This is a genomic window from Streptomyces sp. CA-142005 (assembly GCF_050942335.1).
GTDB lineage: Bacteria > Actinomycetota > Actinomycetes > Streptomycetales > Streptomycetaceae > Streptomyces.
On record NZ_CP192078.1, the window covers coordinates 7,114,304 to 7,128,646 of the forward strand.

The window sequence follows — 14,343 nt, forward strand, 5'->3', positions numbered from 1 at the left end:
GGTCCGTTTGAAAAGGCAACCCAGGGGGCGCGGGGCGGCCTGCGTCAGTGGTGCAGGATCTTGGACAGGAAGTCCTTGGCCCGGTCGCTGCGCGGGTTGCTGAAGAACTGGTCGGGCGCAGCCTCTTCGACGATCCGGCCGTCGGCCATGAAGACCACACGGTTTGCAGCCGATCGTGCGAAGCCCATCTCGTGGGTGACGACGACCATCGTCATGCCCTCACGGGCGAGCTGCTGCATGACCTCGAGGACCTCGTTGATCATCTCGGGGTCGAGGGCGGAGGTCGGCTCGTCGAAGAGCATGACCTTCGGGTCCATCGCCAGCGCCCGCGCGATCGCGACGCGCTGCTGCTGGCCGCCGGACAGCTGGGCGGGGTACTTGTCGGCCTGGGTGCCCACACCGACCCGGTCGAGCAGGGACCGGGCCTTCTCCTCGGCCTGCTTCTTGTCCGCCTTGCGGACCTTGAGCTGCCCCAGCATCACGTTCTCGAGCACGGTCTTGTGCGCGAAGAGGTTGAAGGACTGGAAGACCATCCCGACGTCCGCCCGCAGCCGGGCCAGCTCCCGGCCCTCCTGGGGCAGGGGCTTGCCGTCGATGGCGATGGTGCCCGAGTCGATCGTCTCCAGACGGTTGATGGTGCGGCAGAGGGTCGACTTTCCGGACCCGGAGGGCCCGATGACCACGACGACCTCGCCGCGGGCGATCGTCAGGTCGATGTCCTGGAGCACGTGCAACGCGCCGAAGTGCTTGTTGACGCTCTTCAGGACGACCAGTTCGTCGGACGTGACCACGTCTTCCTTGGCCACCGATACATTGGTCATCGCTCTCGGGCTCCGTCCTCCTCGGTTTCGGTGGACAGTAGTGAGCGGCTGTGACCTGCGTCATCACATCTGAGGGAGATCTGAGCATCACGATCCGATAGCAATCGGACACGCGTCGTAGCACTTGCCGCGCCGGTGCGTATCGGCCGGATAACGGAAGCCACGGGCAACCGGAACCCCCTTGACGCCGTCCTTGTCCATCGGCGTCACTGCCATGGTGCACGCGCGCGTGAGCTATACGGCGCACGCGAACCGAGACCGTACGACCGCTGAACCGGAGGGGGCCGGGATGAGACTGCTGCTCGTCGAGGACGACAACCACGTCGCCGCCGCCCTGTCCGCCGTACTCGCACGGCACGGTTTCGACGTCACCCACGCGCGCAGCGGCGAGGAGGCCCTGCAGGCGCTCGTCCCCGAGGGCAACGGTTTCGGCGTGGTCCTGCTCGACCTGGGCCTGCCCGACCAGGACGGCTACGAGGTCTGCGGCAAGATCCGCAAACGCACCAGCACCCCGGTGATCATGGTGACGGCCCGCTCCGACGTCCGCTCCCGCATCCACGGGCTCAACCTGGGCGCCGACGACTACGTGGTGAAGCCCTACGACACCGGGGAACTGCTCGCCCGTATCCACGCCGTCAGCCGGCGCACCGTCCAGGAGGACCCGGCGACCGGCGGCGAGACGGCCCTGATCCTCGGTCCCGTACGCATCGAACTGCCCACCCGGCAGGTCACCGTCGACGGTTCGGTCGTCCAACTGACCCGCAAGGAGTTCGACCTGCTCGCCCTGCTCGCGCAGCGCCCCGGAGTGGTCTTCCGGCGCGAGCAGATCATCAGCGAGGTCTGGCGCACCAGTTGGGAGGGCACCGGCCGCACCCTGGAGGTGCACGTCGCCTCCCTGCGCGCCAAACTGCGCATGCCCGCGCTGATCGAGACCGTACGCGGCGTCGGCTACCGGCTCGTCGCCCCGGCCGCCTAGCGGGGACGGGTGCGCACACGGCTCCTGCCGCTGCTCATCATCCTGATGGCGGCCGTCCTCCTCGCCCTCGGGCTCCCGCTGGCCATCAGCGTGGCCGCCGCACAGCAGCAGAAGGTCGTCGTCGACCGCATCGACGACACGGCACGCTTCGCGGCGCTCGCCCAGTTCGTGACCGACGGGCCCAGCGGATCGCGCCGCACCAGCACCGACGAGCGCCTGGAGGCGCTGCGCAGCGAGCTGGGCAGCTACTACGGCGTCTACGGCATCCGCGCGGGCGTCTTCTACCGCAACGGCTCGGCGATGGCCAACGCCCCCGACGACTGGTTCGTACCGCGGACGGGGGAGGTGCGGGACGCCTTCGAGGAGTCGCTGCTCAGCCGGCGCAGCCATGATCCACGGCAGGTGTGGCCCTGGCAGCGCAGCCGGCTGATCGTGGCGTCACCGGTGATCCGGGACGGGGACGTCGTGGCGGTGGTGGTCACCGACTCGCCCACCGGGCAGATGCGTTCGCGGACCCTGCGCGGCTGGCTGATCATCGGGGCCGGTGAGATCGCGGCGATGCTGCTGGCCGTCGGCGCGGCCCTGCGGCTGACCGGCTGGGTGCTCAGACCGGTACGGGTCCTGGACGCCACCACCCACGACATCGCCACCGGACGGCTGAAGTCGCGGGTCGCGGTCGGTGGCGGGCCGCCGGAACTCAGACGGCTCGCGCGTTCGTTCAACGAGATGGCGGACAACGTCGAGGATGTGCTGGAGCAGCAGCGCGCCTTCGTCGCGGACGCCTCGCACCAGCTGCGCAACCCGCTCGCGGCGCTGCTCCTGCGCATCGAACTGCTCGCCCTGGAACTCCCCGAGGACAACGAGGAGATCGCCTCGGTCCGCACCGAGGGCAAGCGCCTCGCGCAGGTCCTGGACGACCTGCTGGACCTGGCGCTGGCCGAGCACGCCGAGGCGGACCTGAGGCTGACCGACATCGGCGCCCTGGCCGAGGAGCGGGTCGCCGCCTGGTCGCCGGCCGCCGAGGCCAAGGGGGTCCGGCTGGCCGGGGACTGCCCGCCCACGACCGCCTGGGCGGACCCGATCGCTCTGTCCAGCGCCCTGGACGCGGTGATCGACAACGCCGTGAAGTTCTCCCCCGAGGGCGGCACGGTGGAGGTCACCGTCGCCGCCGACGGCGACAGATCCACGGTCGTCGTCACCGACACCGGGCCCGGCCTCACCGACGAGGAACTCGCGCGCGTGGGCGACCGCTTCTGGCGCAGCGGCCGCCACCAGAACATCAAGGGCTCGGGCCTCGGCCTGTCCATCGTGCGCGCGTTGCTCACGGCGGGCGGAGGCTCGATCGACTACGCCCATCATGAGCCGCGGGGGCTGCGGGTGACGGTGACCGTGCCGAGGCAGAGGGAGACCTGATCGGGGCGGCGGGCTCGTGCCAGGTGCCAGGTGCCTGGGGCCCGCGGCTGTGGGCGTGGGGCTGGGGACTCGGGGCCGCCCGCCGGGTTAGGGCTTCACCGAGCGGTAGTAGCGACGGGCGCCCTCCTGGAGGGGCAGCGGGTCCGTGTAGACGGCGGTGCGCAGATCGACCAGTTGGGCGGAGTGGACATGGGCGCCGATGTCGTCGCGGCTGTTGATGACCGTACGGGTCACCCATTCGGTGAGACGGGGGTCCACGTCCGTACGGGTCATCAGGAGGTTGGACACGGCGATCGTCGGGACCTCGTTGCCCTGCTGTACGGCCGGGTAGGCCGACTCCGGGATGTTGGTGGCCCGGTAGTAGCGCGCCTCCTCGCCCTGGTTGTGCAGCTTGGTGACCAGGTCGCCCTCGATCGGCACGAACTTGAAGGCGGACCTCTGGGCCAGCGCGACGAGTCCCTTGGTGGGCAGGCCGCCCGACCAGAAGAAGGCGTCGATCTTGTGCCGCTCCAGCCGGTCGGGCCCGGTGTCGATACCGTCCGCGACCGGCGTGATGTCCTGACGGGGGTCGATGCCGGCGGCCTTGAGCACCCGGTCGGCGATCAGCCGCACCCCGGAGTCGGGCAGCCCGGTCGCCACCCGCTTGTGCCGCAGGTCCGCGACGTTCTTGATGTCCGAGTCACTGCGCACGACGAGATGGACGTAGTCGTCGTAGAGCCGGGCGACCCCGCGCAGCCGCCCGGCACCGCTGCCGTGCCGCAGCTCGTACGCCTCCACCGCGTCGGCCGCGGCGATGGTGAAGTCGGCCTGGCCGGTCGCCACCCGCTGCACGTTCTCCTGCGAGCCGGCGCTGTTCAGCAGCTTCACCTTCAGATTGGGCATGTCCTTGGCGAACTCGGCGCGCAGCCGCTCGCCGTACTCCTGGTAGACCCCCCGGGAGGTGCCCGTGCTGAACACGATCGTCCCGCTCGGCGGCTCGTCGCCGAGCGGCAGCAGCCACCACAGCAGCAGCCCGAGCACCACGGCACCGACGGCCGTGGCCGGCAGCGCCCGGCGCCTGCTGATACGGGGGAACACCTGGGACATGCGGCGATCCTGCCAGGCCGGGCGCGACGCTGACCAGGGCAGGGTGCACTCCGGAACGGGTAAAGGAGCTCAAAACGGGGCAGGACAGGGGGCGCTCCGGGGCGGGCAAAAGGGCCGCAGGCTGTGTCAGTGGGGGCCGTTAGAGTCGTCGCATGAGCACTTCGCCCGCCGACCTCGTCCGTGAGTTCCACCGAGCCTTCGGCCTCGACGCCCGCACCACGCCGACGGAGGTGGATCCCGAACTGGCCGCACACCGTGGGGAACTGCTCGCCGAGGAAGCCGCGGAGGTCGCCGAGGTCGCGGTCGACGGCCCGCTCGACAAGCTCGCGCACGAACTGGCGGACGTGGTCTACGTGGCGTACGGCACGGCGCTGGTCCACGGCATCGACCTCGACCAGGTGATCGCCGAGATCCACCGCGCCAACATGAGCAAGCTCGGCCCGGACGGACAGGTCGCCCGCCGGGCCGACGGCAAGGTCCTCAAGGGCGAGCACTACCGGGCGCCGGACGTGTCGTCCGTCCTGCGCGGCCAGGGCTGGATACCGGCGGCGCAGGACGGTTCCTCGCAGGCGAGCGCCTAGAAGGTGCCGCCCGCCAGCTTCCACTCGCGGTTCAGGGCGCCCAGCGGAATGCTGCGCTGGATGACCGGTGTGCCGAAGACGGACAACTGGAGCCGCAGGGTCCCGGACAGATCGACCCCGCCGTACACGCCCCACGCGCCCGCGGTCCTCGCCCCGCCACCGGTGGAGGCGGTGACCGTGCCGGAGGCCTCGCCCCGCAGATACGGGGCCAGGTCGGCGGTGACGCCGACGGTGCCGTAGAGGCCCACCGAGGCCTCGGCGCCGAGCGCCGTCTTCACGTTCCCGGCGGTGGTGACGGAGGCGCGCACGGGCGTGCTCGTCATGTCCGAGGAGCTGACCGGCGTCCAGCCCCTGGCCGGGCCGAAGGTGCCGCCCGCCTTGAAGCCGCCCTTGAGGTTCTGCTCGACGTCGACGGTGACCCGCCCGTCGCCGCTGATCTGGACGTACGCGGTCAGGTCCAGGTTGACGACGACGGGGACCGGGCCGACCTGGAGGACGGGGTCCGCGTGCAGCTTGGCGAACGGGATCCGCAGCGGGGTGCCGCTGGCCGCGGCGGCCTGGCCCTCGACCGCCCAGCCGGAGGTCCAGTCTCCGGAGACGCCGAGGTAGGCGGATCCGGGCGGGGCGTCGCTGCCGGCGCCGCCGTAGGCGAAGTCGACCTGCGGGGCGACCTGGACGAAGCCGTGCACCGAGGCGGTGGCGGAGGCCGGGGCGTCCTGGGCCGTCGGTATGCCGGCGCTCACGTCGAGCCGGAGGCTGCCGAGCGGCACCGTGGCGCCCTTCGGGCCGGCGTGCGCGTGACCGGTCGTCGCCCAGGACACCTTCACACCGGGCAGCAGCTTGTCGACGGCGAAGGACGACGGGTCGACCGGTACGGCGCCCTTGGCCGTCTCGTCGCCGAGCAGCGCGTTGAGGGTGGCCGGTTCCGTCTGTACCTCGGTGCCGCCGTCCCTCTCGCCGATCACCTGGGTGACCTTGGCGAGCAGCCCGTCCGGTGCCCCCGGCGCGGGCGCACTGGCGATCACATCGCCGACGGCGGCCTTGTGCGGGGCGCCCGAAGGAGTGGGGGAGGCCGTCGGAGAAGAGGGGGAGGAACTCCCGTGCGGAACCGGCTTGTCGGGCTTGTCCGGCCTGTTGGTGAGGATGGCCCGCCGGGTGCGGCTGTCGTACGAGCCGATGGCGAGCGCCGTCCTGTGGGCCCGCTGCCCGGATCCGGCCGGTCCCGCCGTGGCGGACGCGGCGGTCGCGGTGGTGGCGGGCGCCGCGGCGACGGCGAGCGAGTGGTCCGTGCCGTCGGCGGGCCGGTCGGCGGCCTCGACCCGTCGGTCGTGCCCCTCGGTGGCCGACGGTTCGGCGTGCGAGACGGGCGAGGAACAGGCCGCGACGAGGAAGAGGGTGGTCACGGTGAGGGCGGGCAGCAGGGCACGTCTGTGCCGCATGCGTCTGCGCATGGTCGGTCCTGTGTGGAGTGGGGGGTGGCAGAGATATACCGAACGGGTGGGCTACCGGCTGGTAGAACCGGTCGGTAACTCGTGATGAGCCATGAGCATGCCATGTCCTGGAGCAGGGGCCCCTCACAATTCGGCCACATCTCAAGTTGGCCCGTACAGCGGCGAGTTCACGTCATCGCAAGGCCGCAAAGGAGGACGTGGAGGTGGGGCTCAGAGGCCGGCCAGACCGGTGCCGCCGAGGCGGGTCAGCAGGGACGACAGCTGTGTGATGTCCTCGGCGTTCAACGCCGGGACGGCGAAGAACTCCATGGCGGTCTCCTCGGCCGTCGCCAGCATCTCCTTCAGCCGCCGTCGGCCCGTCCCGGTCAGCGACGCGTAGGCCACGCGCGCGTCCCGGGCATCCGCCTCACGGGTCACCAGCCCGATCCGCTCCAGTGGCACCAGCCCGCGGGTGACCCCGGAGGCCGTCAGGCCCAGTGCCTCGGCGAGGTCGACCCGCCGCATGCGGCCGCCGGGCGCCTGGCTGAGCCGGAGCAGCAAGGTGAAGTCGGCGAGGCTCACGCCGTGCAGCCCGCCCAGCCGGGAGTCGAAGCGCCGCACGAGCGCCGCCTGGGCACGTACCAGTCGCAGTGCCGCGTCCAGGGCGTCACTCATGGCCGCTCACTGCCCGCCCCGGTGTCCTCGCCGTAGCAATTCATTGCCTACTCCTTGAGTACTCAAGTTCATGCGCCGTTGGCACGCGCCGCGCGTCGCTGCCGCTTGCCCATCGGTGCCTGGGAGAGGTCCTCGGCGCTGGAGCGGAGGTTCTTGAAGCCGTAGCCGCGCTCGGTCAGCCAGGCCTTCGCCGCCTCCTCGGCTCGCTCGGTCGCCTCCAGGACGTCCTCCTCTTCCTCCCCGGTGTCGGAGAAACGGAAGACGAAAGCCGGCCGGGCGGCGATGTCATAGGTGAGGTTGCCTTCGGGGGTGAACGCGGCGCGCAGTACGTCGTGTTCGGCGGCGTCGGCCAGCAGTGCCGCCCGCTGCGTGTCGGTGAGGCCGTCGAAGACGCCGCGGACGGTGATCCGGAAAGTACGAGTGCTCATCCGGCGACCTTAGGCACAGCGGGCCCCGGTCTCCACCGGGTTTCCGAAGCGCCGGGACCTCCCTGGCACCGCCGCCCACCTGAGCCGTCCACCCGACCCGAACCGGACGGCCGGCGTTCGGCTGCCCAGGGAGGGCAAGCGTCGCGGCGCGGCTCGGCTCCTCCGGCGAGCGCCTACCCTGGAGCCGCAGGCAGCGAGCCGACCGACTGCCGTGGCCCGTCCGGGAAGGCGGTGGCGTTCCATGCGATACGTGGCGGTGAGCGCGCTGAGCCATCCCGGGCTGCTCCGCGAACGGAACGAGGACAGCCTCGTGATCGGGCCGTGGACCCTGTGCGCCACCGTGACGGAGAGTCCGCAGACCCTGGTCTTCCCACTCGGCACGCCCCTCGTCGTCGCCGTCGCCGACGGGCTCGGCGGGCATCCCGGCGGCGACGTGGCCAGCGCCCTGGTCGCCCGCCGGATCGCGTCCGTCGGCCCCGGCCTGAGCAGCGAGGACGCCGTCCGCGACGCCTTGAACGCGTGCAATCGCGCCGTGTACGCGGCCACCGGCGGCGAGGAGGAGACCGAGTTCACCGCCATGGGCACGACGGTCGCCGGCATCGTCGTGCAGCCCGACTCGCTGCTGGCCTTCAACGTCGGCGACAGCCGCGTCTACGCGGCGCCCCGCGACGGGCTGCGCCAGGTGAGCGTCGACGACAACCCCCCGCTCGAACCCGGGCAGCACACCACGTCCATCGTCACCCAGTGCCTGGGCGGCAGCCCCTCGTACCGCGCCGTCCGACCCCATGTGACGGCCCAGGCCCTGTCTCCCGGCGACCGCTACCTCATCTGCACCGACGGTCTGACCGATCCCCTGCCGGCGGATGTGCTCGACGAGGTGATGCGGGACCACGACGACGGCCGCGCTGCCTTCGAGCTGTGGAAGGCCGCCATCGCCGCGGGCGGCCCCGACAACATCACGCTGGCGGTCGTACGCGTCTCCGACGAATAGCCCACGGCCGAGGAACACTCACGACGGGAACTCCCCCGGCGGAAAGCCATATCGCCCCTGCAACCGCACGAAGCACGCCGAGGCCACGACCCGCAGCCGCGACAGCCCCGACGCGGTGCGCTCGAAGCAGACCACCAGCTCGTGGCCGCCCGGCCCGATCGGCTGCACCAGGCGGCCACCCGGGCGCACCTGTGCGACCAGCGGCGCGGGCACCTCCGGGAACGCCGCCGACACGAGGACGGCGTCGTACGGAGCCCGGTCCGGCACACCGCCGCTGCCGTCGCCGACCCGCAGCTCCACGTTCCGCACGCCATGACGCGCGAGATTCACGCGCGCCCGGCGGGCTATGTCCGGCCGCATCTCGATGCTGACCACGTCCGCGGCCAGCCGGGCGAGCAGCGCGGTCTGGAAGCCCAGACCCGTACCGACCTCCAGGACGTGCTCCGACCCGTCCAGACCAAGACCCTCGATCATCATGGCGGAGAGCGAGGGCTGCGTGGTGACCTGTCCCTGACCGATGGCGACGGGTACGTCCCGGTAGGCGGCAGCCTGCTGATCGGCCGGGACGAAGCGCGCCCGGGGCGTCGTCCGCACGGCCTCGAGCAGTCGCTCGTCCCCGATCCCGGCGGCCACGAGGGCCCGCACGAGGTCGTCCGGCTCTCCGGATACGGAGTTCACGGCCTGGTTCACCACACCACCAGGTGGCGACGCCTACGGTGGAGACATGACCGAGATCGTCGTCTACGAACTCGACAGGCCTGTGGCGACGCGCTCCGCCACAGGAACGGCGAGTGGCGCGGAACGGCACGTCCGCAAGGTGCACGCGGCACCGGCGGCACCCGGGTCGCACACGGCAGCGGGACCGCGGACCCTCTGCGGCAAGGACACCTTCGCCATGGAGACGACCGGCTGGAAGCCCTCCGAGCACCCGGGTGCGCCCTGGTACCCCGAGGAACACGCCTCGGTGGTCTGCCCGGACTGCGATGCCGTGATGGAGACCTGACCGGCGCACCGGCCGCCCGCCGCCGCGCCCACCGGGTTCCGGCCGCTCACCCGCGTTCCACGTACTCCTTGAAGTGCTCCAGATCGCTGCGGACGAGCCGTTCGATCGCGTTGGTCTGGGCGAACCCCTTCGGCCCGCCGAAGGTGTCCCGGAGCGTGCCGGGGTCGTACTCCAGCCGTGCCTGGATCCGGGTGTGGTTCTGGTCGATCGGCTGGACCGAGAAGGAACCCGTCAGCTCGGGAGCGCTCGTGGTGAGCCACTCCATCACGCGCTCGCCGCGGTCGGTCACCTCGGCCTCGACCTCCCGGGCCCCGCCGACTGCCTCGACCTCCAGATGCGCTCGGCCCCCCGCCTCCGTACGCGCGCCCCGCAGGCCGTCCACGAAGCGCGGATAGTTCTCCACCCGGTGAAGGGTCTCCCAGGCCCTGTCGACCGGAACGTCGACGTCGACGTGCAGCTCAAGGGTGCTCATGGCTCACCTCCACGTGCAGCTCATGACGCATGGCCTTCCGCTTACAGTGTGCGCCCGGCGAGGCCGGACAGGAGCGGGGACAGGGCCCTTCCGACAGCGCCTACCCTTGACGCATGACCAGCAGCAGCGACCGGAGCCCCGCAGTGGACGTTCAAGCACCCAAGACCTACGAAGTGCGCACCTACGGGTGCCAGATGAACGTCCACGATTCCGAGCGGTTGGCCGGCCTGCTCGAAGACGCCGGGTACGTGCGGGCCCCCGAGGGCTCGGACGGGGACGCGGACGTGGTCGTGTTCAACACCTGCGCCGTGCGGGAGAACGCCGACAACCGGCTGTACGGCAACCTCGGCCGGCTCGCGCCGAAGAAGGCCTCGCGGCCCGGCATGCAGATCGCGGTCGGCGGCTGCCTCGCCCAGAAGGACCGCGACACCATCGTGAAGAAGGCGCCCTGGGTGGACGTCGTCTTCGGTACGCACAACATCGGCAAGCTGCCGGTCCTGCTGGAGCGCGCCCGCGTGCAGGAGGAGGCGCAGGTCGAGATCGCCGAGTCGCTGGAGGCCTTCCCGTCCACCCTGCCCACCCGGCGCGAGAGCGCCTACGCGGCCTGGGTGTCGATCTCCGTCGGCTGCAACAACACCTGCACCTTCTGTATCGTCCCGGCCCTGCGCGGCAAGGAGAAGGACCGCCGGCCCGGCGACATCCTCGCCGAGGTGGAGGCGCTGGTCGCCGAGGGCGTCTCCGAGATCACGCTGCTCGGCCAGAACGTCAACGCCTACGGCTCCGACATCGGCGACCGCGAGGCCTTCAGCAAGCTGCTGCGCGCCTGCGGGAAGATCGAGGGCCTGGAGCGGGTCCGCTTCACCTCCCCGCACCCCCGTGACTTCACCGACGACGTCATCGCCGCCATGGCCGAGACCCCGAACGTGATGCCGCAGCTGCACATGCCGCTGCAGTCCGGCTCGGACACCGTCCTGAAGGCGATGCGCCGCTCCTACCGGCAGGAGCGCTACCTCGGGATCATCGAGAAGGTACGGGCCGCCATCCCGCACGCCGCGATCACCACCGACATCATCGTGGGCTTCCCCGGCGAGACCGAGGAGGACTTCGAGCAGACCCTGCACGTGGTCCGCGAGGCGCGGTTCGCGCAGGCCTTCACCTTCCAGTACTCCAAGCGCCCCGGCACCCCGGCCGCCACCATGGCGAACCAGATCCCGAAGGAGGTCGTCCAGGCGCGCTACGAGCGGCTCGTCGCCCTCCAGGAGGAGATCTCCTGGGAGGAGAACAAGAAGCAGGTCGGCCGCACCCTGGAGCTGATGGTCGCCGAGGGCGAGGGCCGCAAGGACGGCGCCACGCACCGGCTCTCCGGCCGCGCCCCCGACAACCGGCTCGTCCACTTCACCAAGCCGGAGCAGGAGGTCCGCCCCGGTGACGTGGTCACCGTCGAGGTGACCTACGCCGCCCCGCACCACCTCCTCGCCGAGGGCCCCGCCCTCTCCGTGCGCCGCACGCGCGCGGGGGACGCCTGGGAGAAGCGCAACGCCGCCGAGGCCGCCAAGCCGGCCGGCGTCATGCTGGGCCTGCCGAAGATCGGGATGCCGGAGCCGCTGCCGGTCGCCACGGGAAGCGGCTGCGGCTGCGACTGACGGCCGGGCAAGGAGCACCCTGTGCCGGCATGCCGAGTCGCGTTCCGTTGACGGACCCGCGGCACGGGCTCATCCGTCCCGGCGTGCTCGTCGAGGACTGACTCGGCCGGCGGCGGTCGTACGGCGTACCCTGCCGATCATGCTTGTCGCCGCCGCAGTCTGTCCCTGCCCTCCGCTGCTCGTGCCCGAGGTGGCCGCGGGCGCCGCTCCCGAGATGGACGCCGCGCGCTCGGCCTGTGCGGACGCGCTCGGTGTGCTCGCCGCCGCCCGCCCGGACCTCCTGGTGGTCGTCGGTCCCGCCGAGCAGAGCGGACGCGGATCGTTTCCGCAGGGCACTTCGGGGTCCTTCCGCGGCTTCGGGGTCGACGTGGAGGTACGCCTCGGCCCCGCCGAGGACACCGTCTCCGGGCGCGAGCTGCCGCCGTCGCTGGCCGTCGGCGCCTGGCTGCTGGAGCGGACCGGCTGGGCGGACGCCCCGATCGAGGGACTCGGTGTCGGCGAACCGCTCGCGCCCGAGCGGTGTATCGGAGTCGGAAGGGAGATCGGCGCCCGGGCCGGGCGGGTGGCGCTGCTGGTGATGGGAGACGCCAGCGCGTGCCGCACGGTCAAGGCGCCGGGTTACCTGGACGAGCGGGCGGCACCCTTCGACGCGGAGGTCGCGCGGGCGCTGGGCGCGGCGGACGTGGCGGCCGTCCAGGCGCTGGACGCCGAGCTGGCATACGAACTGAAGGCCTCCGGCCGGGCCCCCTGGCAGGTCCTGGCCGGCGCCGCCGAGGGCGCGAACCTCGGTGGCGCTCTGCTGTACGAGGACGCGCCGTACGGCGTGGGGTATCTGGTGGCCACCTGGTCCTAGCGGGGTGCCGGCCCCCGGGGCCTGGCGGGCTGAGGACCGGCGCGCGCGGAAACGGCGGACGGCCGGGAGCTGCCCCGCCGTCCGCCGTCCATCCCCACGCCGTCCAGGAGACTCAGGAAGCCGGTGGCGGGCCCTCCGGCGGGGTGGGCCGGGTGGGGGTCGTCGGATGGCCCCCGGCCTTCTCCGGGCCGTGACCTTCCTTGTGCGCGAGTCGGTCGACCGCGTGCTTGGCCTTGCCGGTGCCCGCCTGGATCTTGTCGCTGTACTTGTGCTTGGTCCGCTCGTCCACGGCCTTCGCGGCCTTGTCGATCCCGTGCTGGACCTTGCCCCCGTGCTGTCGCGCGAGATCCGACACCTTGTCCCTGGCCGGGCCGAGCTTGGCCTTCATGTTGTCCATCAGACCCATGGTCCACCTTCCCTCGCGGGGCAGTTACCTGCGGGCGCCCTCGCTGTCGGCGGCCTCCTCGGCGGACTGCTGCTTGGGGATGCCGGAGCCGTCGGACGCGTCGTCCGCGGTGTCCGCGGTGTCCTCCGGCCGCGCCGCCGCGTCCTCGTGCCCGTCCCCGGCCGGCCCCGTCGCCTCCGCCGACCCGGCCGCCTTCGCCTCCGCCGACCCGGTCTCCTCCGCGTCGGCCTCCGGCTCCGCGCCGGCCTGCGCCTCGGCGGCCGACGCCTCCGGAGTCGGCTTCGACCTGCCGAGGAGTCGTGCAAAAACGCCCATATCCACTCCATACGGTACTCGTGCGGGCGAATTCCCGCGTTACCCGGTGCGTACGGTTGCGCCGCCCGGGTCACCGCCTCCGGCGGACCGGAGGCGGCATCTCGCCACGGGCAACGACCCGGGACCCCACCCGTCACGTAACTCGTTCGAGGCGCCGCCAGGAGGTTTGCGAGACTGGTGCGGTGAGCAGTGCACCCTTCTCCCCTCGCGTCATCGCCGTCGTCGGACCCACCGCGGCCGGAAAGTCCGATCTCGGCGTCTTCCTGGCCCAGCAGCTCGGCGGGGAGGTCGTCAACGCGGACTCCATGCAGCTGTACCGGGGGATGGACATCGGCACCGCCAAACTGACGCCCGAGGAACGCGGCGGCATCCCGCACCACCTGCTGGACATCTGGGACGTGACGGTCACCGCCTCCGTCGCCGAGTACCAGAAGCTGGCCCGCGCCCGGATCGACGCACTGCTCGCCGAGGGCCGCTGGCCGATCCTGGTCGGCGGTTCCGGCCTGTACGTCCGCGGTGCCGTCGACAACCTGGAGTTCCCCGGCACCGACCCCGAGGTCCGCGCCCGCCTGGAGGAGGAGCTGGCGCTGCGCGGCTCGGGCGCGCTGCACGCCCGGCTGGCCGCCGCCGACCCGGAGGCCGCCCGCGCGATCCTGCCGAGCAACGGCCGCCGTATCGTCCGGGCGCTGGAAGTGATCGAGATCACCGGCCGGCCCTTCACCGCCAACCTGCCGGGCCACGACTCCGTGTACGACACCGTCCAGATCGGAGTCGACGTGGCTCGTCCGGAGCTGGACGAGCGCATCGCGCGCCGGGTCGACCGGATGTGGGAGGCGGGCCTCGTGGACGAGGTGCGCGCACTGGAGGCGGAGGGTTTGCGCGGGGGGCGCACGGCGTCGCGTGCGCTGGGTTACCAGCAGGTGCTCGCGGCCCTCGCCGGGGAGTGCACGGAAGCGGAAGCGCGGGCCGAGACCGTACGCGCGACCAAGCGCTTCGCGCGCCGTCAGGATTCGTGGTTCAGGCGCGATCCCCGGGTGCACTGGTTGAGTGGGGCCGTGGCCGACCGCGGGGAACTTCCGCACCAGGCCCTGGCGTTGGTGGAACGACCGGTTACAGCCTGATCACGTCATGGCATCGGGATGCGCCGCCGGTCATCTCGGCCTTCGGTGCCGTGCCATCATCGAGCTTCGATCGACCAAGTGGAGCCTAGTTGGGAGGGCGCGTGGCGATGGAGGCCGGCCCTCGCGACA

17 protein-coding genes are annotated in these 14,343 nt (G+C 71.8%); 8 read left to right on the forward strand and 9 right to left on the reverse strand.

The features are described 5' to 3' along the window. Window positions 1-44: 44 nt before the first annotated feature. A complete protein-coding gene (locus ACQPXS_RS33185; protein ID WP_433453032.1) occupies window positions 45-821 on the reverse strand; it encodes an amino acid ABC transporter ATP-binding protein in 777 nt (258 codons plus the stop codon). 289 nt (window positions 822-1,110) lie between these two features. Here ACQPXS_RS33185 and ACQPXS_RS33190 point away from each other — a divergent pair, with 289 nt between their 5' ends. Together ACQPXS_RS33190 and ACQPXS_RS33195 are read left to right on the forward strand one after the other, a co-directional pair. Continuing rightward, window positions 1,111-1,797, forward strand: coding sequence for a response regulator transcription factor (locus tag ACQPXS_RS33190; RefSeq protein ID WP_351805831.1), 687 nt, complete (start codon window positions 1,111-1,113; stop codon window positions 1,795-1,797). Between the two features lie 9 nt (window positions 1,798-1,806). Beyond that, on the forward strand, window positions 1,807-3,210 hold the full coding sequence (locus tag ACQPXS_RS33195; protein ID WP_390680831.1) for a sensor histidine kinase: 1,404 nt from the start codon (window positions 1,807-1,809) through the stop codon (window positions 3,208-3,210). Window positions 3,211-3,297: 87 nt separating this feature from the next. On the opposite strand, the gene ACQPXS_RS33200 is transcribed toward ACQPXS_RS33195, so the two are convergent. After that, on the reverse strand, window positions 3,298-4,296 hold the full coding sequence (locus tag ACQPXS_RS33200; RefSeq protein WP_356304946.1) for a TAXI family TRAP transporter solute-binding subunit: 999 nt from the start codon (window positions 4,294-4,296) through the stop codon (window positions 3,298-3,300). Window positions 4,297-4,448: 152 nt separating this feature from the next. On the opposite strand from ACQPXS_RS33200, the gene ACQPXS_RS33205 reads away from it, so the two are divergent. Then, window positions 4,449-4,877, forward strand: coding sequence for a MazG nucleotide pyrophosphohydrolase domain-containing protein (locus ACQPXS_RS33205; protein ID WP_351805836.1), 429 nt, complete (start codon window positions 4,449-4,451; stop codon window positions 4,875-4,877). Here ACQPXS_RS33205 and ACQPXS_RS33210 read toward each other — a convergent pair. The 3 genes from ACQPXS_RS33210 to ACQPXS_RS33220 form a co-directional block, all read right to left on the reverse strand. Continuing rightward, entirely contained in the window at window positions 4,874-6,328 is a 1,455-nt protein-coding gene (locus ACQPXS_RS33210; RefSeq protein ID WP_433453034.1) for a hypothetical protein, read from the reverse strand. The two genes, ACQPXS_RS33205 and ACQPXS_RS33210, sit on opposite strands and share 4 nt — an antisense overlap. A gap of 210 nt (window positions 6,329-6,538) precedes the next feature. After that, on the reverse strand, window positions 6,539-6,982 hold the full coding sequence (locus ACQPXS_RS33215) for a MarR family winged helix-turn-helix transcriptional regulator (RefSeq protein WP_356304950.1): 444 nt from the start codon (window positions 6,980-6,982) through the stop codon (window positions 6,539-6,541). Window positions 6,983-7,050: 68 nt separating this feature from the next. After that, window positions 7,051-7,410: a DUF6204 family protein gene (locus ACQPXS_RS33220; RefSeq protein WP_433453035.1), complete on the reverse strand. Its 360-nt coding sequence runs from the start codon at window positions 7,408-7,410 to the stop codon at window positions 7,051-7,053. Window positions 7,411-7,651: 241 nt separating this feature from the next. On the opposite strand from ACQPXS_RS33220, the gene ACQPXS_RS33225 reads away from it, so the two are divergent. Next, the gene (locus ACQPXS_RS33225; RefSeq protein ID WP_433453036.1) at window positions 7,652-8,401 is read left to right on the forward strand and encodes a PP2C family protein-serine/threonine phosphatase; all 750 of its coding nucleotides are present in this window, start codon (window positions 7,652-7,654) and stop codon (window positions 8,399-8,401) included. An 18-nt stretch (window positions 8,402-8,419) separates the two neighbouring features. Here the strand turns inward: ACQPXS_RS33225 and ACQPXS_RS33230 are convergent, their stop codons facing one another. Continuing rightward, on the reverse strand, window positions 8,420-9,079 hold the full coding sequence (locus tag ACQPXS_RS33230; protein WP_433453038.1) for a protein-L-isoaspartate O-methyltransferase family protein: 660 nt from the start codon (window positions 9,077-9,079) through the stop codon (window positions 8,420-8,422). Window positions 9,080-9,125: 46 nt separating this feature from the next. Here ACQPXS_RS33230 and ACQPXS_RS33235 point away from each other — a divergent pair, with 46 nt between their 5' ends. Next, window positions 9,126-9,404 carry a hypothetical protein gene (locus ACQPXS_RS33235; RefSeq protein WP_433453040.1) on the forward strand — a complete coding sequence of 93 codons (279 nt, stop codon included), beginning with the start codon at window positions 9,126-9,128 and terminating at the stop codon, window positions 9,402-9,404. 46 nt (window positions 9,405-9,450) lie between these two features. Here the strand turns inward: ACQPXS_RS33235 and ACQPXS_RS33240 are convergent, their stop codons facing one another. Then, window positions 9,451-9,876 (reverse strand): SRPBCC family protein, encoded by a 426-nt coding sequence (locus ACQPXS_RS33240; protein WP_433453042.1) that lies wholly within the window; start codon window positions 9,874-9,876, stop codon window positions 9,451-9,453. A 113-nt stretch (window positions 9,877-9,989) separates the two neighbouring features. Here ACQPXS_RS33240 and miaB point away from each other — a divergent pair, with 113 nt between their 5' ends. Continuing rightward, complete coding sequence (gene miaB / locus ACQPXS_RS33245; protein ID WP_433453043.1) at window positions 9,990-11,519, forward strand: tRNA (N6-isopentenyl adenosine(37)-C2)-methylthiotransferase MiaB; 1,530 nt, start codon at window positions 9,990-9,992, stop codon at window positions 11,517-11,519. A gap of 139 nt (window positions 11,520-11,658) precedes the next feature. Further along, window positions 11,659-12,372, forward strand: a complete 714-nt coding sequence (locus ACQPXS_RS33250) for a class III extradiol dioxygenase subunit B-like domain-containing protein (protein WP_433453045.1) — start codon at window positions 11,659-11,661, stop codon at window positions 12,370-12,372. A gap of 112 nt (window positions 12,373-12,484) precedes the next feature. Here the strand turns inward: ACQPXS_RS33250 and ACQPXS_RS33255 are convergent, their stop codons facing one another. Together ACQPXS_RS33255 and ACQPXS_RS33260 are read right to left on the reverse strand one after the other, a co-directional pair. After that, a complete protein-coding gene (locus ACQPXS_RS33255; RefSeq protein ID WP_433453046.1) occupies window positions 12,485-12,778 on the reverse strand; it encodes an antitoxin in 294 nt (97 codons plus the stop codon). A 24-nt stretch (window positions 12,779-12,802) separates the two neighbouring features. After that, window positions 12,803-13,093 (reverse strand): hypothetical protein, encoded by a 291-nt coding sequence (locus tag ACQPXS_RS33260; RefSeq protein ID WP_433453047.1) that lies wholly within the window; start codon window positions 13,091-13,093, stop codon window positions 12,803-12,805. A 182-nt stretch (window positions 13,094-13,275) separates the two neighbouring features. Here ACQPXS_RS33260 and miaA point away from each other — a divergent pair, with 182 nt between their 5' ends. Next, window positions 13,276-14,214 carry a tRNA (adenosine(37)-N6)-dimethylallyltransferase MiaA gene (gene miaA / locus ACQPXS_RS33265; protein WP_433453049.1) on the forward strand — a complete coding sequence of 313 codons (939 nt, stop codon included), beginning with the start codon at window positions 13,276-13,278 and terminating at the stop codon, window positions 14,212-14,214. The last annotated feature ends 129 nt before the right edge of the window (window positions 14,215-14,343 follow it).